Source organism: Rickettsia endosymbiont of Pantilius tunicatus, assembly GCF_964291875.1.
Lineage (GTDB): Bacteria > Pseudomonadota > Alphaproteobacteria > Rickettsiales > Rickettsiaceae > Rickettsia.
On record NZ_OZ198175.1, the window covers coordinates 1,659,162 to 1,683,195 of the forward strand.

Genomic DNA, 24,034 nt, shown 5'->3' on the forward strand with positions numbered 1-24,034 from the left:
AATAGCTGCAATAGCACTGCGATAAGATTTGAAATAGCAGCAAACACAGTAAGGAATTGGTATAAGAGATATAAGTCCGAAGGACATTATTTAGCAAGAAGAATAGGAGGCAAAAAAGGACGGGTAACAAGTCAAGATGTTGAGTTGTACGTGAGTTCTAATCCTAATTTCACATTATTAGAAATGGGTACGTATTTTAATATGAGTTCTGTGGGTGCGTATTATTGGTTAAAGCAACTAGGTTTTAGCTATAAAAAAAAGACTTTTCCTACTTGGAAGCAAGTCAAGAAAAGCGAGATAAGTACCAAGAGGTCATAAAAGATACACCAATAGAACATCTTGTATATATTGATGAAAGTGGTATTGAGATAAATATCTGCAAAGATAGAGGATGGGGCAAAAAAAGCGAAAAACTTATTGGTAAAAAAAGCGGTAAATATTACAACAGAACAAATATCATAGCTGGTTATGTTAATAAAGAGTGTATAGCACCGATGATATTTAATGGAACATGTAATAGACAATTATTTGAAAGTTGGGTTGGAGAATTTTTAATAAAAGAGCTAAAACCTGGACAAGTTGTAGTGATGGATAACGCTGCTTTCCATAAGTCTCAAAGGACCAAAGAACTAATAGAATCAGTAGGTTGTAGGATAATATTCTTACCACCTTACTCCCCTGATCTAAATCCAATAGAGAAATTTTGGGCCAATATGAAGCGATGGATTAAAGCTAAAATTACTCAATTTGATCAATTATATAATGCTTTAATTCAATTCTTTAATACGCAAACTTCAACTTAATTTACCATAGAGCCTGATTATGCTGAAGCTTATATAGATAAAAGCACTACATTACACCAACTTGGAAAATACGAGGAGGCTATAGCAGCATACGACAAGGTTATAGAGTTAAAGCCTGATAATGCAGCTGCTTATGCTTATAAGGGTAACACTTATATTGCTTTGAAACAGTATGATGATGCACTTAAGTGTTGTAACAAAGCAATAGCGTTAGATTACAAATATGCCTTTGCATATTCTTGTAAAGGTGATTCATTCCAAGGAGAAGGTAAGTATGATGAAGCTGTAAAGGAGTATAACAAAGCAATAATACTAGATCCTCATTTTCAAGAAGCATTAGATAATAAAAAGGCAGCACTAGAAGCTATGGTAAGCCAAGCAAGTAACAAAGATTTTGAAATATTACTAAAAAACACACCTTTATCAGTAGTGGCACGAAAAGTAGCAGAGCAGAAAATAGCACGCCTTAAAGGAAGTCATGGTAGTAATGATGGAGATAGAAGTTATACAGAAAAATATCTAAATTATCTATTCAGGCTTCCATGGGGTAAATATGACGAAGCATCTATTGATATTATAGAAGCAGAGCAGGTACTAAACGAAAATCACTATGGTCTTGAGAGCGTTAAACAGAAGATGAATAGAAGCTCTAGCATTCATGGCAACTTCTAAAGATACAAAACCTCCAATATTATGCTTAGTCGGTGCTCCTGGAGTCGGAAAAACATCAATTGCTAAAATAATATCAAAAGCACTAAACCGCAAGAGTGTAACATTATCACTTGCTGGGGCAAGAGATGAGGGGCTAATCAGGGGATGCATGGATTTCTATATGGGTGCAAGACCTGGCAAGGCATTGTCACTACTTTCTGAAGTAGGTAGCAGCAACCCCGTAATGATCTTAGACGAAATAGATAAAATTAGCAAAGAGCGAGGAGCAGCTCTTGAAGGAGCGTTGCTGCAGTTAATAGATCCATCACAAAATGATAGTTTTACTGATGATTACTTTGATTCCGGCTATGACATGTCAAAAGTATTTTTCATCGCCACAGCAAACTCAATAGATCATATATCATATCCACTATTACACCGTATGGAGGTCATAGATATTAGTGGATATACAGATAATGAAAAAGTAAAGATCACGCAAGATTACATCATACCAAAGCTAATGAAAGAGGTAAATGTTCCGAGCAACAAATTCACACTCTCAGATGAACTAATCAAGCACATAATCGAGAATTATACCAGAGAATCAGGCGTAAGAGACATTGAGAGAAAAATAAGAGAGCTACTACAAAAATATCTCTTAGCAGAAGCAAGAAAGGAACAAAGCACCTTAACTAAAGAAACTATAGATCAGTATTTCAAGCACTCTAAATATCACAAACAAAAATTGCAAGATGATGAAGTAACTATTGGAATGATCAACGGTCTTGCTCATACAGCAAGGGGAGGCGATTTAATTACAATAGAAGCTTCAAAATACAAAGGCGACGGCAAGATTAAAGCAACAGGTAAACTTGGAGAGGTATTAAAAGAATCAATAGATGCTGCTATGACCTGTTTAAAATCAAGTATAGATTTTAAAACCCACGAGATCAGCGATGATATCTTAAAGACGCATGACATACATATATCTACCGGCAGGAGCAACACCTAAAGACGGACCATCTGCAGGTATTACCATTTACACAGCTCTTTATTCACTGTTAAGCAACAAGAAGATTAGACAAGATATAGCAATGACTGGTGAGATTACATTAAAAGGTAGGGTGCTTGAGATAGGAGGGCTTAAAGAAAAGCTCACTGCTGCAGTAAGAGAGGGTATTAAGGAAGTAATCATACCTAAGGATAACGAGCGTGATTTATCTGAGATACCTGAGGAAATCAAGAAAGCGCTAGTAATACATCTTGTATCACATGTAAGTGAGATACTCACGATAGTATTTAATATTTAAAGTATAATAGATTGCAAAAATTGGACAGCAACTTAATTCAGATAGAAATGCTTGACCGAGAGCATATAACATACTAACATTTTTGTGTAAGAAACTGAAGGAATCAGCCAGTCGTAAAGTATTTAGGTTATAAAAAATTAAAATATAAAGGAGGTTCTATGAGTAATGATGGACAAGATGATAAAAATGAAGATAACGACGAGATAAGTACACAATTATATAGTGGTGCACAAGTAAAAAATGTAATAAATAAAATAATAGGTCGTATTAACGCTTTTAATCCAACAGAAATACAGCAATTAAAATCTAATGCCGCATCTATATCAACTGAAGGGGTAGACCCCGAGATTGCAAAAGAGCTAAAAGATTTAATCGCATCTATTATCGAAAAAGAAAAAGAGGAAAAAAATAGCCTAATAACTAATATCTTGTCTGAAAATCAACGCATCACTGATGAAGCTGCCCAAGTCCAAGCTTGGAAAGAAGAAATGTTAAGGTTTATGGAAACGCAAGCTGTGTATAGTAGTTTTGATGCGATAAGTGAAGAATATTTAAATCAACAACAGGATCGTAATGCAAAGCTGGATAAAGCATTAGATGCTACCAAATCCGGCAGAGAGCTTAGTAAAGAATTAAGACAACAGTTAAAGCGTACACCCAAAGATATAGAGGAAGAAAAAGAAAAATGGGCAAAAGTTCATAATGCTAGAGTTGTCGCACACAATGAGCATATGCACCATTCAACTGAAATAGACAAAATAGATCAAGAGATATCAAAAGTTAATCATTCAACAAACTATGAAAAAATTATATTTTTAAAGAATAAAAAAGATTTTCACATAGCACAACGAGAAGCAGCGAAAACTAAAATTAAAGAAACAGCAAAACATTATGATGAGAGAAAAAAGGAAGCGATAAAAATTGGGCAGGGTTTGGAATTTGCAAAGACTCAAGATATAAAAAGTTTTTGGGTTAACCAAGCAAAAGTTTTTGAGAATATACATGCAATGCATCCTGAAAAGGCTAAACTCTCAATTGAGGTTTCAGAGAAAGTTGATAAAATCAGATCGTTGTCTGATATAAATAATCAAGGTATGGACTCAAGCGATACAAAAGACAAAACAAAGATTACAAATAAAGCTGCATCAAAGCTACAGAGCCAAGCTAAGGAAAATGGTAAAACAAATAAAAAGACTAAGCAGCAATGGGATATTTAAATCTTTTCTGGTTATATCCCCTGCGGTCAGCTACGATTATTATAATCAAAGCAGAACGGTACAAAGGAAAATTTGCCGTCAATACCCCGTAGGCTTGCCTCAGAGATAAGCAGATTTAGTGCTGTGTATTTTATAAATTATAAAAGGATAATAATATGTTTAAGAATATCTTTAAGAGAAAAAATAATACTTATGCACATACTACAGGAGAGTACTGGTATAAACTTGCAGAAAATTATTATCATGATAGACAAAAATTAATAGATAATAATGAATCCCAAACTAAAATTGATAGTGCAGGAGTGCTAGCAGCTAAAGATTTTTGGGTTGCTTTGTGCTTAGGTTATGAAAAAGCCCCATTCTCATTATATGCATGTTTTGGACAGGGCATTGGCGTAAAACAAGATAATGATATAGCAAGTTTCATGTTTGCGTTAGCTCAAGAATTAAAAGATGTAAGAGTTGCTAATAAAGAATGTATGTTTTCGTTGCCTATATCTTTTAAAGATAAGGTGCATGAAACTGCGGCATTGATGAAACAGGTGAAAATACCAAAATCAGGAATCGATATGCAGCATGTTAATAAACAAATGGATGATTTTAGTAAAGTAATGATATTACCAGATGGTAGAGAAATTTTTAAATTAATAACAGATGGATCTAATACATCTGATTCTAATACAGAAATATTAGGCGAACAGATCAACCATAGCGATTTTTAAAACTCAACTATTACACTTTACCATCATCTTTTTGCTTATTCAGGTGCTTGGTAGAGGTAGTTTTCTTAATGTTTGGTAATTGAATTAGCATCAACTGGATTGGAAGTCTGTTTTCTGGATGAATAATATTTGGGGTCGCAACCTAATATTTCATCAATAGAAGCATTACAAAAATCTGCGAGTTTTGTAAGGGTAGACAGTTTTGGATTTGAAAATGAGCCATCAAGCATTTTGTTTCTCTGTCATTGTAATTTCTCTTTTTGTTATATTTTCTTTTATATAACCTTTGGGAAATTTACACACTTATTTGGACAGAGCCCCGAAGACTTTAGGCACAAATGGATATCCTTTTGCACCTAGGGGTTAGGACTTGAGAAGCTTATTGAGCTCAGAAATAGATAGTCCGGTGACTTTAGATATAAAAGAAATATCAGCACCGGCATTATACATATTTTTAGCTACTTCTATCGTTCTTTCGTATTTTCCCTCATTTCTACCAATCTGCACGCCTTCGTTTCTACCAATCTGCATGCCTTGGACCATACCTTTTTGCATGCCTTCATCAATATATTTATCAGCTATTGTTCTCATAAGTCCCTCTTGATCTTCTTGTTTTAAGTAGCTAGCTATGATCTTAGCAAGCTCTACTTGTTTATCTTCAGATACCTTAGCATCACTATACCACAATAACCACTTAATGTAAATGTAGCCATTTTCTTTATCTATTTCAATACTACTTGCAAACTTCTCAAGTAGACTGTGCCATAGATTTAAGATATCACGAGCTTTGATATGTTTAAGCATATACTCCATCATACCAAGATGCTTCTTTTGCTCTATCTCATTATCACTTTGTTTTTGTAAGTCTACAAGTAAATACTCATCACCCATCATTTCTTTAGCAGTCTTGCTATCTTCAAACAACTCCCAAAAGCTCCTTGGAGCATTATAGGGCTTATCATTTGCATATACTACTATAGGACATATTAGAGGAAGCTTATTATCGTGGTCTTTTGTGGCATTCCTTATATTTTGATTAGCGTCCTTATGCCTTTCACATAATAGCAGCATATATTGCCATAGTCTAAAAGCAATCCAGTAATCGCTACTAGACTGGTGTTCGATCAGAACATATACATAAGCTTTGTCATTATTGACACTTTCAGTAGTGCTATCTTTAATATTATTCTTTTTTAAAGAAACGGAATAAATAACATCACTAAGTCTTTTGCGTAAATACTCTGTAACAAAACTTTCTTTTTCTATTTTAATACTATCAAGATTAATCTTGTTCTTAAATGATACTGGCAAATAATGCTCTAGAAACTCACGAGCAGCTACAGGCTCGCTCATGACCTTTTTGAATAGTTCATCATGTTTTGGACGTTCAGAAGTAGAATTATCGCCAGTAGCACTAACATCGCCATCTGTACTTAATTCTGCTTGTTGTTGCCTCTGATTAAGCTCTTTGTTAGTCATGTTTGCAAATCCTTAAAATCTCATAGTCATTGTATGTTCTAACTCTCTTTCTAGACGTAGCTCTTTAACTTCTGCTTTTACCTTTGCAAAGGTTGTAGCTACTTGTTTTTCATCTACAAAGCTTGGTATATTATTTTGCATCTCATGCTTCATATATTTAAGCGGGCATGTATATTTCTTAGTTCCTACCATTACATGCTCATCATCTAACAGCTGCTTAATATTTTCATTGTGATGATCCATATAATGCTTCTGGCATGTCTTACTTAAATTATTAAGTGCGTTTTGACTCTCATTAGAGTTAAATTGATTTAGTATATCTTGGTCATTGAATATACCATGTTTCCTAGCATATACTACCATATTATGCATATTTGTAATTAGCGTGTCTTGCTCTATAGTCTTAGCATTTGAGATGGCACCGTCAAGTTAAGAGAGATGTAAATTAAGTATTGAGCAAATGCATGGAATAATTTATAGAATAGCAGTAACCATTTATCTCTAAATTTCACCATTATGCGTATTACTCAAGCTCCGAAGAGACATCGTTTTCCAGCAAGCATCATTAGCCATGCAGTATGGTTATATCATCGTTTTAATAGTAGCTACCGAGATGTTCAAGAACAGATGGCATATCGAGGTATTATTTTGAGTCATGAGACAGTAAGATTTTGGTGCAACAAATTTGCAGTTTATTTTCAAGATGTTATCAGAAGGAGAGAGCGGAAGCCAACTGATAAATGGCATTTAGATAAAATGAACATTAAGATTAAAGGTGAAGTATTCATACTATGGAGGGCTGTTGACTCTGAGGGACATGAATTAGAAGTATTGCTACAGAAGCGACGCAACAAGAAATCAGCTATTCGCTTTTTATTAAGATTATTGGGCAATTACCCAGCTCCAAGAGTAATTGTTACTGATAAGCTCAAGAGTTACATTAAACTGATTAAGCTTATGTGTCCTAGGACTAAACATCGAACTAATAAGAGATTAAATAATCGCGTTGAGAATGCACATCAACCAACTAGGCGAAAAGAGAAGATATTGATTAAATTTAAGCATCCTAATGCAGCACAATGTACATTATCACTGATGGGAAAAGTTAGAAATATATTTGCCGTAAATGTTGGAAGATAATCTAGGGCATGATAATATGTGAGATAAGACACATCCAGTTATTGGGATGTATGATTGTGATTGATTCTTTGTGGTATCATGGAACCCATGTATACCAATATTATCACTTGGGTTACCAAGTGGATAAAATAATTGCATTTTATGCTCCTTTTATGGAGCTAAGTGCCTAAAATTCTTGACTTTTTATGTAAAAACATGTACTATAAACCTATAAAGCCCTGCGAAAGCTTTTATAAGTCGTTAAGTCTTGGGACATTTTAATTCTAGGACTTAACCCTTTGTTTTGTTATGCAAAATAACCTCATGAAGTATGAGCCTAGCATAACAAAAATCATTTGTCTACTCTTTTTCTAAAAAATAAGGACAAATGATCATATAGTACAATATTATTGTCATTAAAAAATTGTATTATCTCAAGTTCTTTCTGTTTCCCAAAAAGTGTTAAGCATTGCTCATTTTGGTGCTTTTCAGCCTCAATTATTACTGATCTATTTATATTTAATGCTTTAGCAAGATCGGCTTGACTGATATTGAGAATGCATCGAGCACCTTTTAACTGGAATCTAGTTATTGTACTCTCTGTGTTGGTATTAATTATATTTTGTGATTTATATTGAATGCTAAATTGATTAGGAAAGGAGATATTATTACAAGAAAAAAAATGAACAAGTGCAGCATTATGTTTTAGTAGGAAATCGCGAGTTTTGTTGAGTTCTACTTTGCTAATTGTAGTTTTACTAACATGTAATAATACTGCGATGTCGCGCACCCCTAAATCTAAAATATTCCGAGCAACTTTTAACTGTAGCGCTGTTATATACATCATGTCCTATAATTAAATATTTAAAGATTTTGCAATACAATCACGTATTATTGCACTCACGGATTTTAATGAGCTCTTTGTCCGTTTATTATGTCTTGAGAGATCCTCTAATTTGAATAAAACAGAAGAAGGGAGTGAAATTGTAGTACGCACAAGAGTATCATCTTCTTTTGCATTACCATAAGGTTTATCTGCTAATTCATTTGCTAAATTCTCAATCTTTTGTTGAGAAATCTGCAATGGACGTTTTTTTAATGCCATAATCAGAACACTTCTTTAATTAATTCTAGTATTTCATTTTTAGCTTGCAAATTGTTATATTCTATGACTGCCTTTCCTAAAGGCATCACATCTCTATATATTTTTCGGTAATAACAACATGTATTTAATAGTTTTAGCTGCGGAAAATCACTAAGATACTCAAAAAATTCTTTTCTTTCATTTGCTCTCACAGTTGGATTCGTGCTAGCCATGGTGTGTAATATGTAAGATGACAACTTAGGATTAATATCTTTAACTCTTATGATTTGTTCTTGTAATTCAACTATCGTATCTAGATCTAATTGACTAGCTTGGTGAGGGGATATTAGTATGTCAGCAACACTTAAACCTGTAATCATTTCCCTACTATTACGTCCAGCAACATCCACAATAATATAATTAAACTTTTTGTCTAATTCTTCTAAAGTAGTGGAAATATTATCGTATTTCTCTATCAAAGTAATTGATGGCAAAAGTTTTGCTTCTTGCCGATCTTGATGCCAACGTGATGCGGATCTTTGGAAATCAGCATCTACTAAACACACATCATAATTGCTATATGCAAGTGCTAATGCAATATTAGTAGCAGTAGTTGTTTTACCTGTACCACCCTTATTACTTCCTATAATCACAATCATAAAAATTTTTCATTAAATGTTAAAAACTAATTTTGCTATATCAAAATATAACAAGTTAATAATAATTATACTTCATAAAAAATAATTATTACTTCATAAGTATGAATTATGCTTGACTTAAGTTTTAAGCTTATATAATATTAGTTATATGAGAGGCATCGTCAAGTTAAGTAACATAGTGTCAAAAAGAGTAATATTTTTAGATTTCAGGCAGCAAGAAGTCTTTGAGTAGCTTCATCCCAAATGGATTTAGCGGATGCAAATGCAATTCTTTGGTCAGGTGCTGTTTTAGTATATCTTCCAACATTTACGGCAAATATATTTCTAACTTTTCCCATCAGTGATAATGTACATTGTGCTACATTAGGATGCTTAAATTTAATCAATATCTTCTCTTTTCGCCTAGTTGGTTGATGTGCATTCTCAACGCGATTATTTAATCTCTTATTAGTTCGATGTTTAGTCCTAGGACACATAAGCTTAATCAGTTTAATGTAACTCTTGAGCTTATCAGTAACAATTACTCTTGGAGCTGGGTAATTGCCCAATAATCTTAATAAAAAGCGAATAGCTGATTTCTTGTTGCGTCGCTTCTGTAGCAATACTTCTAATTCATGTCCCTCAGAGTCAACAGCCCTCCATAGTATGAATACTTCACCTTTAATCTTAATGTTCATTTTATCTAAATGCCATTTATCAGTTGGCTTCCGCTCTCTCCTTCTGATAACATCTTGAAAATAAACTGCAAATTTGTTGCACCAAAATCTTACTGTCTCATGACTCAAAATAATACCTCGATATGCCATCTGTTCTTGAACATCTCGGTAGCTACTATTAAAACGATGATATAACCATACTGCATGGCTAATGATGCTTGCTGGAAAACGATGTCTCTTCGGAGCTTGAGTAATACGCATAATGGTGAAATTTAGAGATAAATGGTTACTGCTATTCTATAAATTATTCCATGCATTTGCTCAATACTTAATTTACATCTCTCTTAACTTGACGGTGCCGTATATAGTTTAGCATCAGCTACTCTGCTATAGCTATCAATAAATACCTGAGAATAAACCTTACCTATACCCTTAAAATTTCCTACATAATATGTATCTTGGCATCCTAGATAACCTGGATGCTGTGTCTCAATCTCGCCATGGGCTTCTTTTTTGGGCTCTGTCCAAATAAGTGTGTAAATTTCCCAAAGGTTATATAAAAGAAAATATAACAAAAAGAGAAATTACAATGACAGAGAAACAAAATGCTGCAATGGATCAAGCGATAGATTTATTGATCAATAATGATACAGATGTATCAACTTTATTTGCGTAGGATGATTTATTAAAAGAACTGACCAAGCGTCTTGTAGAGAGAGCTTTACAGTCTGAGATGAATAATCATTTAGGATATAGCAAGTATAATCAAAGTGCTGCCCAGAATTCACGTAATGGTTATAATACAAAGAATCTAATTACAAAGAATGGTGCTGTTGAGATTGAGGTACCAAGAGATAGAAATAGTAGCTTTGAACCATCATTGGTAGCAAAGCGTCAAAGAAGACTTGATGGTTTTGATGATAAAGTACTATCTTTGTATGCTAAAGGTATGAGTTTATCAGATATAAAATTACAGCTTCAGGAGTTATATGGAGCTGATGTAAGCAAGAGTTTAATTAGCGGGATCACAGATGATATAATAGAGGATGTTAAGCTATGGCAGAGCCGTCCATTAGATCCAGTATATGCTATAGTATTTTTTGATTGTTTAATAGTAAAAGTGCGTCAAGATAAACGTATTATCAATAAATCAGTATATGTTGCCTTAGGCGTTGATTTAGAAGGACGGAAAGATATTTTAGGATTGTGGATCAGCGAGAATGAAGGAGCTAAATTTTGGCTTGGTAATTTTACTGAGATGAAAAATAGAGGTATGCAAGACATACTGATAGCATGTAGCGATAACCTTAATGGTATGTCTGAAGCTATAGGTGCTGTTTTTCCAAAGACGGAGCATTAATTATGTATTGTACATCAAATTACAAATAGTTTAAGATATGTATCATACAAGGACCGGAAAGAGCTTGCTGGTGATTTAAAACCTATTTATTACAGCCTAGCACAGAAAAAGAAGCACTTTCCGCTTTAGAGGCTTTTGAATCTAAATGGAATAAACAATATCATCAAATTGCTAAATCTTGGTACGTTCACTGGGATAATTTAATGATTTTCTTAGGATATCCAGAAGAAATAAGGAAAATAATTTATACAACTAATGCTGTGGAATCCGTTAATAGTCAACTTCGAAAAGTTACAAAAAATAAACGGGTTTTTCCAAATGATAATGCTGTTTTTAAAAGCTTATATTTAGCAATTGATTACATGACCAAAAAATGGTCAATGCCTATGCCAAATTGGAATGCGGCTATGGCTCATTTTTTAATAAAATTTGAAGATAGAATCTAGTCCTTTGAAAAAGTTTACACACTTAATTGGGAAGACTCTACTTATCTGACAGCTCTCTTGCTGCTTGATCAATCATTGTCTGTCAGGTCAAGTGTAGTGTTTTACATCTGATAAACTCATTCCTTTAGCGTACAAAGATAGTACTTTATCATCAAAACCTTCAAGTCTTCTTTGACGCTTTGCTACTAATGATGGTTCAAAACTACTATTTCTATCTCTTGGCACTTCAATCTCAACAGCACCATTCTTTGTAATCAGATTCTTTGTGTTATAACCATTACGTGAATTCTGAGCATCACTTTGATTATACTTGCTATATCCTAAATGATTATTCATCTCAGACTGTAGAGCTTTCTCTACAAGACGCTTGGTTAGTTCTTCTAATAAACCATCTTCCTTGAATAAAGTTGATACATCTGTATCATTATTGATCAATAAATCTATCGCTTGATCCATTGCAGCATTTTGTTTCTCTGTCATTATAATTTCTCTTTTTGTTATATTTTCTTTTATATAACCTTTGAGAACTTTACACACTTATTTGGACAGAGCCTAACAAAATGCTTGATGGCTCATTTTCAAATCCAAAACTGTCTACCCTTACAAAACTCGCAGATTTTTGTAATGCTTCTATTGATGAAATATTAGGTTGCGACCCCAAATATTATTCATCCAGAAAACAGACTTCCAATCCAGTTGATGCTAATTCAATTACCAAACATTAAGAAAACTACCTCTACCAAGCACCTGAATAAGCAAAAAGATGATGGTAAAGTGTAGCATAAAATTAGTTCTATGTGATCAATACCAATATCAACTTTAGCAAATTTAGGTAAAAGATCAGATACCTCTTCCCACCTTTTTAACAGATCACGTTCGTGAATATGCTTCATAAAAAACTGTAATATTCCTGACCATGCTTTTTCTTTCAATTTTTCGTCCGGAATATCATGAACATTGATTAATTGATAATCACCGCTCCATGTAGCTTTTACAAGTTCACTATTTTCAAATAGTTCCCATAGATTTCGTGGAGTATTATATTTTTGTACACCGTTATAAAATATCAAAGGATATATGAAAGGAAACTTTTTGCTTTTCGTTGATTTCTTATGGTATTCAGCAATTTTAAACATATACCGAAATAACCTCAAAGCCATATCATACTCAGGCGTGCTTTGATGTTCTAAAAGTAAATACAAGTAACCTTTTTTCTCTCCAAACCTAGTGGAAAATAAAATATCTACTATAGATTTCTTGAGTCTTTTATCTACAAAACTATCTTTTTCCATTTTTAGCTTTTCGAGGGAAATCAAGTTTTGTATATGGGGAGGTAAGTGCATCTCAAAAAACTCTTTAGAAACTAAAGGATTTTCAAATGCACTTCGGATAATTTCGTCGTGTTTAGGCTTTGTAGACACTTATAATCGTTTACTATTAATACATAGCGAATTAACTTGGACTCGGGATAGTTAATTTAAACGTGAGACTGCGGAACGTATACTTAATACGTGAGCACAGGCGAAACTTGCAAAATTGACTGTCCCGAGTCCAAGTTAAAAAACTATAAAAGGCATTATATACATTTTCTATTAATAGCACAATAATAATATTGTTTTTTTTAATTAAAAGTTATATTTCTAACAAACTTTGTAGCTTCTCTTTAACTTTCGGTAATTTGCTTAAGTCATTTCCACCAGCTTGGGCGATGCTAGGCTGCCCACCTCCACCGCTACCGCCTAAGAATAAAGAGAGTTCTTTTGCGATTAGACCTGCATTAAATTTATCTGTTATAGCTTTACTTATTGCTACTGTGATAGATAATTTAGAGTTATTATTTCCAACATATACTACCACTAAATTTTCTGCTTTTTTAGCTAAATTCTCAGCAGCTTGACGTAAAATTTTATTATCTAAATTTTCTATGTGACGATAAATCAATTTAATTTCCTTGAGCTTTTCAGCTTGTTTTTCAATCTGCTCTACGCTCAAATCTAAACTAGCTAAATAAGTTTTTTCTAACTCCTTTTCAAGTTCTTTATTACGCTCTAAAATATTGTTAACTTTACTAACAAGCTCATTTTTGTTAGTCTTTAGGCTATTTTCTATATTTTTAAGTAATCCCTCTTTTTCCCTAATCAGTTTAATTACAAACTCACCGCAAACGGCTTCAATTCTACGAATACCTGCTGCAATAGCCGATTCGCTGGTAATTTTAAAACAACCAATATCACCGGTATGTCTGACATGGGTACCGCCGCATAGCTCAAGCGAAGTTTCACCCATCCTAACTACTCTAACTTCAGAATCGTACTTCTCACCAAATAATGCCATAGCTCCTTGTTTTACAGCATCTTCGGTAGACATAAGCGTAGTATCTACTTCATGGTTATCTCTGATAATCTCATTTACCTTATCTTCAATTAAAATAATTTCTTCAAGAGTTAAAGCTTTAGGGTGACTAATATCAAATCTTAAATAAGAAGTAGCAACAAGTGATCCTTTTTGTGTGACATGTTTGCCCAGTACCTGATGCAATACTGCATGAAGTAAGTGCGTTGCTGAATGGTGGATTCTTAAATTTTGTCTATATTTAACATCAATACTAAAATTAGCATTTTCATTTGTAGTAACCTTACCTTTTTTCAATATACATTTATGAACTATTATAGAGCCAAGATATTTTAGAGTATCTGTTACTTCTATCTCACAATTTGGGGTTTTAATTACTCCGATATCGCCCATCTGACCACCTGACTCACCATAAAAAGGCGTTTGGTTGGCTATTAAGAGAAACTGCGTATCTATTTCACTAATATCATTAACTAAAGCATTATCTTTAATTAGAGCAATTACTTTTCCATCAGTTTCATTAAGATTATAGCCTAAAAACTCTGTACTGCCATATTTCGCTTTAATATCAAACCATAACTGATCAGTTTTAGACTCACCTGATCCAAGCCAGGATTTTCTAGCACGCTCTTTTTGCTCTAGCATTTGCTGCTCGAATCCTGAATGATCAACAGCGATATTACGATTTTTTAAAATATCTTCCGTCAAATCAAGAGGAAACCCATATGTGTCATATAACTTAAAGGCTACTTCACCTGATAATCTACAGCCTGTATTTAGATTTTCTGTTTCTTCGGAGAGTAATTTTAAACCCCGCTCTAAAGTCGTTTTAAATCTAATTTCTTCTTGCTCTAATATACTACTTATAAAGCTCTCAGCTCTTTTAAGCTCAGGATAAGCATTGCCCATTAAATCAACAAGCTTCGGTAGTAATTTATACATTAAAGGCTCTTTTGACCCAAGCATATGAGCGTGACGCATGGCTCTTCTCATAATACGCCGTAGCACATAACCACGCCCCTCATTTGACGGCACTACCCCATCAGCTATTAAGAAGCTACAAGCTCTTAGGTGATCAGCAATAACACGGTATGAGAACTTTGCCTCTGCCTCTACTTTCACTTTTAATATATTTTCTGTAAAACTAATTATTCCTTGGAATAAATCTATGTCATAATTATTATTAACATGCTGAAGAATCGCCGTCATACGCTCAAGACCCATACCGGTATCAATCGACTTTTTTGGTAACTCTATTCTGGTGTCTTTATCAATCTGTTCATATTGCATAAATACCATATTCCAAATCTCAATAAATCGGTCACCATCTTCATCTTTGGTGCCAGGTAACCCACCATATATTTGCTCACCATGATCATAAAATATTTCCGAACAAGGACCGCAAGGACCAGTATCACCGATTGACCAAAAATTATCGTTTGTTTTAATTCTGATTATGCGGTCATCCGAAAGCCCTGCTATTTTTTTCCAATAAGAAGCTGCTTCGTCGTCAGTGTGATAAACTGTTGCATAAAGCTTATCCTTTGGTAGTTCAAACTCTTTTGTTAGCAAATTCCAAGCGTAATATATAGCCTGCTCTTTAAAATAATCACCGAAAGAGAAATTACCAAGCATCTCAAAAAATGTATGATGTCTTGCAGTATAGCCAACATTTTCAAGGTCATTATGTTTTCCTCCTGCTCTTAAGGATTTTTGGCTGGTTACTGCTTTGTCGTATGGTCTTTTTTCTTGCCCAGTAAAGACGTTTTTAAACTGCACCATACCAGAATTAACAAACATAAGGCTCGGATCGTTATGCGGAATGAGCGAACTGCTACTTACATGCGTATGATTATTTGCTTTAAAGTAAGATATGAATTTACTTCTAATTTCTTCAGTGGTAAATTTAGACATATGTATTATGATCAAGTATAAAAATTAATTATATATAATGAATTATAATCAAAATAAACTTAATTTATGAAAAATATTTTTGACTTATTTAAATTGAAAAAAAATATTGTAGTTTTATTAGGCAATAAAGGCATTTTTCTTAGTGCTTTTCTTGGTGATAAAATATTAGATAAATTATTTATTCCTTCTGAGCAGCAGACAGACTTAAATCTGTATAAAAGTTTTTTTAGTAAATTCCCTAAAAGCGATATTTACTTTTTACTTGATAATACTGAATGCAAGATGCGTCATGATCAGTTGCCAATATTGCAATCTATAGTCAAGATAGATCCTATTGAGCAATTTATTGCAGGATATTTTGAAAAAGAAGATATTATAGCTCATTTCGTTTATGATGTTACTTCTCAACCAAGCGAGATTTGGTCGCTTTTAATTATGTCATCTCCTTTTAAAGCTCCTTTAAGTGATATAGTTTCATGCGTAATAGAAAATAGATTGCTTAATTTTAAAGGAATGTATTTCTTAACACTAGAACTACAAGCTATTATCAATAAAATAGTTCAGAATGTAGAAAATAATAAATATGCAAATTATTTTCAAATTTGTGCGTTTGCCACGCAAGCTAGCGGTATAAAGTTCATTATTAAACATAAAGATAACATAATTACCATTAGAAATTTTGAATATCAATTTGATAAGACAGCTAGCTATATTCAAGGTATTATAGAGCAGGAAATTAATGACTGTTTTATATTATTTAAAAACTATATCAATAATCTTAACAAAGAAGTTTGCATTATTCTTATAGTAGACGAAGAATTAAAATCTTTATTAGAGCCTATAAACTTTGAAGATTATCATGTAATCTTTGTTCCAGTTGATAACATATTAAACGAACCGAATTTAGAAAATACTAGGCTTATAGATACAAATATCAGTAAATTACTTATCAAGCATAAAAATTTTCCTGCTTCTAATAGTTATCTAAAATCAATAAAAAAGCTAACTATTATAAGAAGCTTAACATTTAAATTATCTGCTGCATTACTTGCAATACTAATAATTACTGCTGGTATTATAAAATATCGTACAGATATAAATTATAAAGATACTAACTTTATTAATGAAAAATATTATGCCACAAATCAAGAATATGATAATATAAAATATAAATATCCATATATTAAAAACACTACTAGTCTTGCTGATTTATACGTAATAGACAAATTACTGGAAGCACCAGTACCATTACCATTTGAACTACTTGAAAAACTCATTATTACCCTTAATCCATCTTTTAAAGTAAAAGAAATAAAATGGGAATTAACAAATATAGATAATATTTTACTGGTCTCAAAAAGACACTTATTGATTAAACTATTGCTTAATTATAATACTCAAGGTATCTCGTTAGATGAGTCAATCAAAATGCTTAGTGATCATATGACAAGCGTAAAAAATAAATTACCTCATTTGCATATAGATTATGTTATATATAAGGATAAAATAATTGATATATCAAATAAGGTAGAAATCCCGTTATTTGTTAGTATCATTGACGAAAAAACTTAAACTATTTAAGGTAAAGAGAATGCTTCAAAAATATATCGTGTATTTAAAGAATCTTATATTCTTTCAATTTATTATATATTTTTTCTTTATTTCATTAACTATTTGGATAATAAAAAGTTTACAGCAAGAATATGCACAATCGATTTTTAATAAACAATTAGCTCAAAAAAGTTTAACTGAAGAAGTGTTAAAGCTTTATTCCGTGCAAAATTCTAAAGAAGAAATTTTAGAATCTTATAAGAAATATGTTGATTTAAGTTTACCAAATAAAGCAACCTGCTTAAATTATCAAGAATTGATTCCTAAAATAAAAGGTTTAAGCGATAAATATAATTTAATAGAACCTATAGATATATCAATAAATTCAGTCTTTTTTAAAAATAATATTCCGGCAATCGAAAATGAAACTATTCGTGTAAATAATTACAGTATAAATATAAAATATGCAGCTGTGGATTTTATAACTTTCCTAAAAATATTTCATGAGATTTATTCTTATATGCCGCCTAACACTCTCATATCATTTGTAAGAGTACGAAATGAAGAAGTATTAACACCTAAGAATATTTACAAACTTTCAGTAGCTCATCCTCCTAATCTTATTTATGCCAAATTAATATTATATATACGAGAATTATCTTCAACATGAATAATATAGACACTACTTTATTTAAAAAAGATATTATTAATAATTTTATTAATAACCTTACCGAAATTACCTGCTCAACTCTTGCAAATATGCTTGCTATAGATTATGCGATAAGACTTAATTCAAAGCCTGAAGCTAAAAGATATATAAATACATGTATTTCAAGACTTAAAAATTACTTAAGGTTGTGTGTTATTAATGATGATAGTTTTTCTCTAGCTTTAAAATTATTTGTAATAATGATTACTCCAGAAGATGAAAATAATCAAAATATTTCCGAACAATCACAGGATATTGTAGCAGAAAATCTAGTAGAAGTATATTTTGGAGTTGAAAAAATAAGTAGCGAAGAAAAAGCAAAGATCAAAAACGTGTTTAAAGTTCTTTTAAAAGAAAAGAATTTTGATGAAATAATTAATTATGCACAATCACACGCAAAATTATTCCGTACATCTTTAAAATATGGCATAAATAAGTACAAAACCCCTAACGAAATAAGCGTTTATATACAACAAGAATTTAGTAAAGTATTAGAAATATCTTCAGAATTTACAAGAAGAAGTAATTTCTTTAAACAAACCACCGGTAAAATTGCCGGTGCTGCTTGTGCCCTTTTAGTTGGAGCAATTAGCGTTACAACAGCAGGGGCAGCTTTTTCCATTGTAGTTCTACCTGTTTCAATTTTTGCCGTGAAATATGCCCCTAAAATTGGTGAAAAAATTGGAGAGCTAATTTTAAATAACGATAAAGCCATAAAACTAGAGCAGAATAATATCAATCAAATTATAGCAAAAATATCCAATAACAATGAAAATTTATTATCTCAAGAAAAAAAACAAAATATTCAAAAGAGCATAATAACAACACCAATTAAATTAAACATCAAATTAGATAAGAAACTAGGAAATGAAAAACATAGATAAATTAATTAGTTAAATATAATATTTCAAAACGTTTCTTATCAGCAAGCGACTGAGCTTTAGGAGCTTCCGGACACTCCAGTAATAATGGCAAAAACAAGCTGCCTCCAATCACAATACGAGTATTTTCGTTTTTAGGATGCAATCCCCATATATTTTGATAGGTCATAGCCATTAAGGTACTTTCTTTATTATGAACGTTGGGATAATTACCTATATATAAAAATACATGTCCTTCAATATGTATTATAGTAAGAAAAGGTTTTCCATTTTTCATTAAATAGGATAATCTTTCTAATGGAGAGGCAGCACTCATATCAACTGCATAAAAATTTTCCTTGATAAATTCTGCCTGAGCACCTGAGTTTCTAGGTAACCATATACCAAAAGGTGTAAAAAGATTTTTTAATTCTGCAAATGCAATAGTTGAGATTTTATCTTACATTTAGTAAAATAAATTAATTATTAAATGGAGATAAGAAATGAACTTAAATCAAAAAATAATAAAGCCAAAATTAGGATTACTAGAACTCGCTAAGAGTCTTGGTAGCATATCATCAGCATGTAAAGCGATGGGCTATAGCAGAGATAGTTATTACAGATTTAAAGAACTGTATGAAACTGGTGGTGAAGAAGCGTTGTATGAAATTAGTCGAAGAAAGCCAATAATAGCCAATAGAGTTGATCCAGCGATAGAGAAGGCAGTAATGGATATGGCAATAGAATATCCAGCATATGGTCAGCTAAGAGTATCAAATGAGCTTAAGAAGAGCGGTATACTTGTATCACCTGGAGGAGTGAGATCAATTTGGTTACGTAATGATTTAAACAATATCAATAAAAGGCTTAAAGCATTAGAAGCAAGGATGGCTCAGGATGGTATTGTACTTACTGAATCTCAGTTACAAGTACTAGAGAAACGACGTAGCGAAAAAGAAGCCCATGGCGAGATTGAGACACAGCATCCAGGTTATCTAGGATGCCAAGATACATATTATGTAGGAAATTTTAAGGGTATAGGTAAGGTTTATTCTCAGGTATTTATTGATAGCTATAGCAGAGTAGCTGATGCTAAACTATATACTGATAAAACAGCTTTAACTGCTGCTGATATGCTTAATGACCGCGTGTTACCATGGTATGAAACTCAAGGCATACAATACTTCGTATTCTGACAGATCGCGGGTCAGAATATAAGGGAAATATAGAGCATCATGCTTTTGAATTATTTCTAAGTATCGAAGGTATAGAACATACTATTACTAAAGCATATTCTCCTCAAACAAATGGTATGTGTGAACGTTTTAATAAAACTATGACACAAGAATTCTTTGATACAGCTATGCGGAAAAGGATCTACACTGATCTTGATGATTTACAATTAGATCTTGATATTTGGTTAGAGCATTTCAATAATGAGCGACCACATTCAGGAAAATATTGTTATGGTAAAACGCCTATGCAAACTTTTAAGGATAGTAAGAAATTAGCTATTGAAAAGAACAATGAAATCTTATATCTTGAATACTCATCTGACAGTCATAATTTATCAGATATTCAGATATAATTTTTATAGTGTCTGTAAGATCAAATCTTGACTTCTACATATTATAAAAATACATATTTCCCCAACCATAAGGTCTACCTATTAAACTACTCATAAGGTTTGCCCTATTATGCCTAGTAAAGTCTAAAGGCATAGCTTTAACATTTTCATTAGGTACTGATACATGTTTAATGATAGCTTGATTATTTTCCACTACTGGTATCATTAATTTTTTATTTAAGGTATCTTTACTATTTACTATAGGAAATACCGACCCTATATAAGCAGTAAATAAAAACCTTCCATTTAAATCTATAATATTTGTATTTGTTTGAGTAATCGCACCAAGCTTTAATTTAGCTACTTTTCGCCAGCTATCTATAAACTTGTTTGATGCTTTAGCGATGCCCCTACTTTCTACCCAAGTTAAAAATGAAGAAGATGTTATTACTAAAGACCAACTTTTATCCATAGTAGTTCCAACTACATATAAAGGTGTTCCTGCCCAAATAGCAGTTTCTTGAAGATTATCGAAAGGACACCCCTGACCGGCAATTTTATTACTGTAAAAATGCACATCATTTGTTGGCAATGCTCTAGCATGTAAATTATCAATAGCTATAGCTCTATTATTAGGGTTATAATCTAAATTAGCGAATTGAGCTATATTCATATTATAAGTAATTTGATCAGCCCAAGCAGGTGAATAAGGACGATAATTTTCAGCATAACCTATATTATTTTCTGATTTTTTACCTCTATTGCTATATTTACTAATTATTTCTTCTTGTATAGATACTATATCTTCCGGAGAAGGTTTATGCAGAACTAGATTAACAAAATTTTGATCCCACGGAGATAATTTACCACAGTTGTGCTCGTAAAATAATTCAAAATATTTCTGCTGCGTATCTGCCGCTAATAATGGAGTATTATAATTAGGATCATCAGGATTTAACCAAGTAGAAACATTTTGGTCGTATTTCTCTAAAGGAAATAATGTTAAAACTTCTTTGCCTTGAGATAATCAGATTGATTTACCTTAATTACTACAGTATAAATTTTTATTGTTAATTGAATTACAGCTCATTAATAAGCAAGAAGCTAATATTGATAAAATAATATATTTTTGCATTAAGATTAACCAATAAATAAAAGCTAAATAATAATTATTAGATTTATTAATGCAAGTTAATATTTGAAAATTATTTTTAATTATTTTCAAAGCATAATTATTATTTAATCTTTTTTAAAACTCATCTAAGATATATTTTTACTTGAGAATGTAAAATATTCACCTTATTATTCTGTTAATATCAATATAATAGTTTTAAATGAAAAAAGTAGTAATATCAGGCATGATAGGTAATGCCTTAGAGTGGTATGATTATGCATTATATGCACAATTTGCTTATATTATAGGTCAGCATTTTTTTCCTGATTCTGAAATACGTGATACTCTAACTTTTGCAGTATTCGCTGCAGGTTTTATAGTACGTCCTTTAGGAGGTATCATTTTTGGTAATATCGGTGATAAGTTCGGTAGACGTATTGCTTTAGTAGTCGGTATTATTACTATGGTAGTACCAACCGCAGGTATAGGGTTACTTCCTGGATATAAAACTATTGGGATTGCTGCACCTATTATTCTAACTATTATAAGATTAATTCAAGGATTTTCCTTAGGCGGTGAGTTTAGCGGCTGTATTTCTTATATAGTCGAGCATGCCTCACTTGAGCAAAGAGGACTTGCTGGGAGCGCCTCATTCGTTAGTATGTGCGGGGGCATGCTACTTGGACTTATAACCGCTGCTGGGTTTTCTTATTTTATGCCTGCCGATATGCTATTTGAATGGGGCTGGAGAATACCATTTATTGCCGGATTATTTATTAGTTCGGTAGGTTTATATATCAGGAAAAATCTATCAGAAAGCCCTATCTATAAAAAAGCTAAAGAGAGCGGCAGGCTGGCACGTTTTCCTTTGCGGGAAACCTTAACAAAACATCCAAAAGAGTTAATTATAGCCCTTGGGCTTTATATTACGGTAACTGCTCCTTTTTATACTTCAACAGTTTTTATCGGCAATTTTATGCAAACTCTTGGATATACTAATCAGCAAGGCGTTATTGTAAGTAGCATAATATTAGTTGTCATGATGATTGTATTTCCGATATCAGCTTATATTTCAGATAGAGTAGGGCGTCGTCCTGTGCTAATATGCGGTATTATTTTACTAATTCTATTAGTTTATCCTATTTTTATTTGCCTTGGATCAATGAATTTTGCTTTGGCAATTATCTCACAGATATTATTTGCTGGAATTATTGCTGTTTATATGGGACCTATACCGACAGTGTTAGTAGAAATATTTCCAACTAGCGTAAGATTTACCGGTGTTGCACTTTCATATAATCTTGCTGCTGCTATATTTGGTGGCACTGCCCCAATGGTAGCAATGCTATTAATGAAAATCACCGGCGATAATTATGCAATCTCATATTATTTAATTGCACTTGCTTTAGTATCCTCTATAATTCTGAAGTTCTATAAAGAGACATATAAGAAAAATTTAGTGAGTTAAATATACTCGATAAACTTGAAAAATTAGCTAAAATTTTTATTTGTTATATATACTTATAATAGAAAATCTTGTATAATGCTTTCCTATTAGTTACAAGATAATATTAATGCCTGATAAGTTTTTCCAAAAAGCTTTATCAAATCCGATAGTAGCGAGAGAATTTTTTAATATGCATTTGCCATCCTCTATAAAAGCTTTATTCTCGCCTACTACTTTAATGTTAGAAAATGATAGCTTTATAGAGCCAAACCTTAAAGAATCAATCACCGATATTTTGTTTTCTGTTAAAATAAATGATAATGAGGGTTACCTATATTTGCTTGCAGAACACCAAAGTAGTTCAGATTACTTTATGGCTTTTCGCTTGTTCAAATATATGCTAAATATTGCTGAGAGACACTTAATTTCGCATCCCGATTCTAAAAAGTTTCCTTTTATATATCCGTTAGTATATTCAAATGATCATAAAAAATATACTGCTCCTTTAAACTTGTGGGATTTATTTGAAAATAGCGAGTTGGTAAAAGAAACTTGGAGTGGTGATTATCAGTTTATAAACTTACGTGATATTTCTGATGACAAATTAAAAGGAAGTCCTTGGCTTGCTCCATTGCAAATTTTAATGAAATATATAAATGAGCCTGATTTATTACCAAGATGGCAACAAATAGCCGATATTTTACCCGAGTTTGCTGATTCCAATATTGGATTGATTATGTAAAATCAGCTATATCGTATACTTTGACTAAAATAAAAGAAGATGATAAAATAGAATTAGAAAAAATACTTAAATCACATTTAAATCCTGAATTAGGAGTAATTATTATGGGAAGTTTAGCACACCGCTGGGAACAAGATGGAAGAAAAAAAGAGAAAATTACTATAGCTAAAAAATTAATTAAGGCTGGTTTAAAAACTGAATTAATAATTACCTCAACTGGATTACAAAAGGAAGAGATAGAGAAATTAAAGTCAAAAAGTATTTATTGAAAA

The 24,034-nt window shown here is 32.1% G+C and carries 23 protein-coding genes and 7 pseudogenes; 17 read left to right on the plus strand and 13 right to left on the minus strand.

Going from position 1 to position 24,034, the window contains the following annotated elements; translation table 11 throughout:
• Positions 1-33: 33 nt before the first annotated feature.
• From ACICQC_RS09705 to ACICQC_RS09735, 7 genes and pseudogenes are all read left to right on the plus strand, one after another.
• Positions 34-318, plus strand: coding sequence for an IS630 transposase-related protein (locus tag ACICQC_RS09705; RefSeq protein WP_395477715.1), 285 nt, complete (start codon positions 34-36; stop codon positions 316-318).
• Positions 273-803, plus strand: coding sequence for an IS630 family transposase (locus ACICQC_RS09710; protein ID WP_395476845.1), 531 nt, complete (start codon positions 273-275; stop codon positions 801-803). Before ACICQC_RS09705 ends, ACICQC_RS09710 begins: the two co-directional genes overlap by 46 nt.
• 33 nt (positions 804-836) lie before the next feature.
• Positions 837-959, plus strand: a pseudogene (locus ACICQC_RS09715) (tetratricopeptide repeat protein); the annotation flags it as partial.
• Between the two features lie 6 nt (positions 960-965).
• A complete protein-coding gene (locus ACICQC_RS09720) occupies positions 966-1,475 on the plus strand; it encodes a tetratricopeptide repeat protein (RefSeq protein ID WP_395476869.1) in 510 nt (169 codons plus the stop codon).
• A pseudogene (locus ACICQC_RS09725) lies at positions 1,462-2,764 on the plus strand (S16 family serine protease). Before ACICQC_RS09720 ends, ACICQC_RS09725 begins: the two are co-directional and overlap by 14 nt.
• A 158-nt stretch (positions 2,765-2,922) precedes the next feature.
• Positions 2,923-3,981, plus strand: a complete 1,059-nt coding sequence (locus ACICQC_RS09730) for a hypothetical protein (RefSeq protein ID WP_395476618.1) — start codon at positions 2,923-2,925, stop codon at positions 3,979-3,981.
• 155 nt (positions 3,982-4,136) lie between these two features.
• Positions 4,137-4,703 carry a hypothetical protein gene (locus ACICQC_RS09735; RefSeq protein ID WP_395476619.1) on the plus strand — a complete coding sequence of 189 codons (567 nt, stop codon included), beginning with the start codon at positions 4,137-4,139 and terminating at the stop codon, positions 4,701-4,703.
• A 65-nt stretch (positions 4,704-4,768) separates the two neighbouring features.
• Here the strand turns inward: ACICQC_RS09735 and ACICQC_RS09740 are convergent, their stop codons facing one another.
• The 3 genes from ACICQC_RS09740 to ACICQC_RS09750 form a co-directional block, all read right to left on the minus strand.
• The gene (locus ACICQC_RS09740; RefSeq protein ID WP_395476620.1) at positions 4,769-4,933 is read right to left on the minus strand and encodes a hypothetical protein; all 165 of its coding nucleotides are present in this window, start codon (positions 4,931-4,933) and stop codon (positions 4,769-4,771) included.
• 133 nt (positions 4,934-5,066) lie between these two features.
• The gene (locus ACICQC_RS09745) at positions 5,067-6,182 is read right to left on the minus strand and encodes an Rpn family recombination-promoting nuclease/putative transposase (RefSeq protein ID WP_395476621.1); all 1,116 of its coding nucleotides are present in this window, start codon (positions 6,180-6,182) and stop codon (positions 5,067-5,069) included.
• Positions 6,183-6,194: 12 nt separating this feature from the next.
• The gene (locus ACICQC_RS09750; RefSeq protein WP_395476622.1) at positions 6,195-6,554 is read right to left on the minus strand and encodes a hypothetical protein; all 360 of its coding nucleotides are present in this window, start codon (positions 6,552-6,554) and stop codon (positions 6,195-6,197) included.
• Between the two features lie 144 nt (positions 6,555-6,698).
• Between ACICQC_RS09750 and ACICQC_RS09755 the strand changes: the two genes are divergently transcribed.
• Positions 6,699-7,322 (plus strand): IS6 family transposase, encoded by a 624-nt coding sequence (locus ACICQC_RS09755; protein WP_395476623.1) that lies wholly within the window; start codon positions 6,699-6,701, stop codon positions 7,320-7,322.
• A 331-nt stretch (positions 7,323-7,653) separates the two neighbouring features.
• Here the strand turns inward: ACICQC_RS09755 and ACICQC_RS09760 are convergent, their stop codons facing one another.
• The 5 genes and pseudogenes from ACICQC_RS09760 to ACICQC_RS09780 form a co-directional block, all read right to left on the minus strand.
• Complete coding sequence (locus tag ACICQC_RS09760; protein ID WP_395476624.1) at positions 7,654-8,148, minus strand: hypothetical protein; 495 nt, start codon at positions 8,146-8,148, stop codon at positions 7,654-7,656.
• A 9-nt stretch (positions 8,149-8,157) separates the two neighbouring features.
• A complete protein-coding gene (locus ACICQC_RS09765) occupies positions 8,158-8,406 on the minus strand; it encodes a hypothetical protein (protein WP_395476625.1) in 249 nt (82 codons plus the stop codon).
• A gap of 2 nt (positions 8,407-8,408) precedes the next feature.
• The gene (locus ACICQC_RS09770) at positions 8,409-9,044 is read right to left on the minus strand and encodes a division plane positioning ATPase MipZ (RefSeq protein WP_395476626.1); all 636 of its coding nucleotides are present in this window, start codon (positions 9,042-9,044) and stop codon (positions 8,409-8,411) included.
• Positions 9,045-9,250: 206 nt separating this feature from the next.
• Positions 9,251-9,961, minus strand: a complete 711-nt coding sequence (locus ACICQC_RS09775) for an IS6 family transposase (RefSeq protein WP_395476627.1) — start codon at positions 9,959-9,961, stop codon at positions 9,251-9,253.
• Positions 9,962-10,059: 98 nt separating this feature from the next.
• A pseudogene (locus ACICQC_RS09780) lies at positions 10,060-10,212 on the minus strand (IS481 family transposase); the annotation flags it as partial.
• A 77-nt stretch (positions 10,213-10,289) separates the two neighbouring features.
• Here ACICQC_RS09780 and ACICQC_RS09785 point away from each other — a divergent pair.
• Positions 10,290-11,506 (plus strand): annotated as a pseudogene (locus ACICQC_RS09785) (IS256 family transposase).
• A gap of 87 nt (positions 11,507-11,593) precedes the next feature.
• Here the strand turns inward: ACICQC_RS09785 and ACICQC_RS09790 are convergent.
• Positions 11,594-12,043 carry a transposase gene (locus ACICQC_RS09790; RefSeq protein ID WP_395476870.1) on the minus strand — a complete coding sequence of 150 codons (450 nt, stop codon included), beginning with the start codon at positions 12,041-12,043 and terminating at the stop codon, positions 11,594-11,596.
• 23 nt (positions 12,044-12,066) lie between these two features.
• Between ACICQC_RS09790 and ACICQC_RS09795 the strand changes: the two genes are divergently transcribed.
• On the plus strand, positions 12,067-12,231 hold the full coding sequence (locus ACICQC_RS09795; RefSeq protein ID WP_395476620.1) for a hypothetical protein: 165 nt from the start codon (positions 12,067-12,069) through the stop codon (positions 12,229-12,231).
• A 45-nt stretch (positions 12,232-12,276) separates the two neighbouring features.
• On the opposite strand, the pseudogene ACICQC_RS09800 reads toward ACICQC_RS09795, so the two are convergent.
• Positions 12,277-12,927, minus strand: a pseudogene (locus ACICQC_RS09800) (Rpn family recombination-promoting nuclease/putative transposase); the annotation flags it as partial.
• A 211-nt stretch (positions 12,928-13,138) separates the two neighbouring features.
• Entirely contained in the window at positions 13,139-15,772 is a 2,634-nt protein-coding gene (gene alaS, locus ACICQC_RS09805; RefSeq protein ID WP_395476871.1) for an alanine--tRNA ligase, read from the minus strand.
• A gap of 44 nt (positions 15,773-15,816) precedes the next feature.
• On the opposite strand from alaS, the pseudogene ACICQC_RS09810 reads away from it, so the two are divergent.
• The 3 genes and pseudogenes from ACICQC_RS09810 (at position 15,817) to ACICQC_RS09820 (ending at position 18,916) form a co-directional block, all read left to right on the plus strand.
• Positions 15,817-17,344 (plus strand): annotated as a pseudogene (locus tag ACICQC_RS09810) (hypothetical protein).
• Positions 17,345-17,363: 19 nt separating this feature from the next.
• On the plus strand, positions 17,364-17,993 hold the full coding sequence (locus tag ACICQC_RS09815) for a hypothetical protein (protein WP_395476872.1): 630 nt from the start codon (positions 17,364-17,366) through the stop codon (positions 17,991-17,993).
• On the plus strand, positions 17,990-18,916 hold the full coding sequence (locus ACICQC_RS09820) for an RP853 family protein (RefSeq protein WP_395476873.1): 927 nt from the start codon (positions 17,990-17,992) through the stop codon (positions 18,914-18,916). The genes ACICQC_RS09815 and ACICQC_RS09820 overlap by 4 nt, the downstream gene beginning before the upstream one ends.
• 1 nt (position 18,917) lies before the next feature.
• Here ACICQC_RS09820 and ACICQC_RS09825 read toward each other — a convergent pair whose 3' ends face one another.
• Positions 18,918-19,190, minus strand: a complete 273-nt coding sequence (locus ACICQC_RS09825) for a hypothetical protein (RefSeq protein WP_395476874.1) — start codon at positions 19,188-19,190, stop codon at positions 18,918-18,920.
• Between the two features lie 205 nt (positions 19,191-19,395).
• Between ACICQC_RS09825 and ACICQC_RS09830 the strand changes: the two are divergent.
• Positions 19,396-20,480: pseudogene (locus tag ACICQC_RS09830) on the plus strand (IS481 family transposase).
• Positions 20,481-20,514: 34 nt separating this feature from the next.
• Here ACICQC_RS09830 and ACICQC_RS09835 read toward each other — a convergent pair.
• Positions 20,515-21,132, minus strand: coding sequence for an SH3 domain-containing protein (locus ACICQC_RS09835; RefSeq protein ID WP_395476875.1), 618 nt, complete (start codon positions 21,130-21,132; stop codon positions 20,515-20,517).
• Positions 21,133-21,793: 661 nt separating this feature from the next.
• Between ACICQC_RS09835 and ACICQC_RS09840 the strand changes: the two genes are divergently transcribed.
• The 3 genes from ACICQC_RS09840 (at position 21,794) to ACICQC_RS09850 (ending at position 24,031) form a co-directional block, all read left to right on the plus strand.
• Entirely contained in the window at positions 21,794-23,041 is a 1,248-nt protein-coding gene (locus ACICQC_RS09840) for a metabolite/H+ symporter (protein WP_395476876.1), read from the plus strand.
• A 106-nt stretch (positions 23,042-23,147) separates the two neighbouring features.
• Positions 23,148-23,762, plus strand: coding sequence for an Rpn family recombination-promoting nuclease/putative transposase (locus ACICQC_RS09845; RefSeq protein ID WP_395476877.1), 615 nt, complete (start codon positions 23,148-23,150; stop codon positions 23,760-23,762).
• Positions 23,763-23,782: 20 nt separating this feature from the next.
• Entirely contained in the window at positions 23,783-24,031 is a 249-nt protein-coding gene (locus tag ACICQC_RS09850; RefSeq protein WP_395476878.1) for a transposase, read from the plus strand.
• The last annotated feature ends 3 nt before the right edge of the window (positions 24,032-24,034 follow it).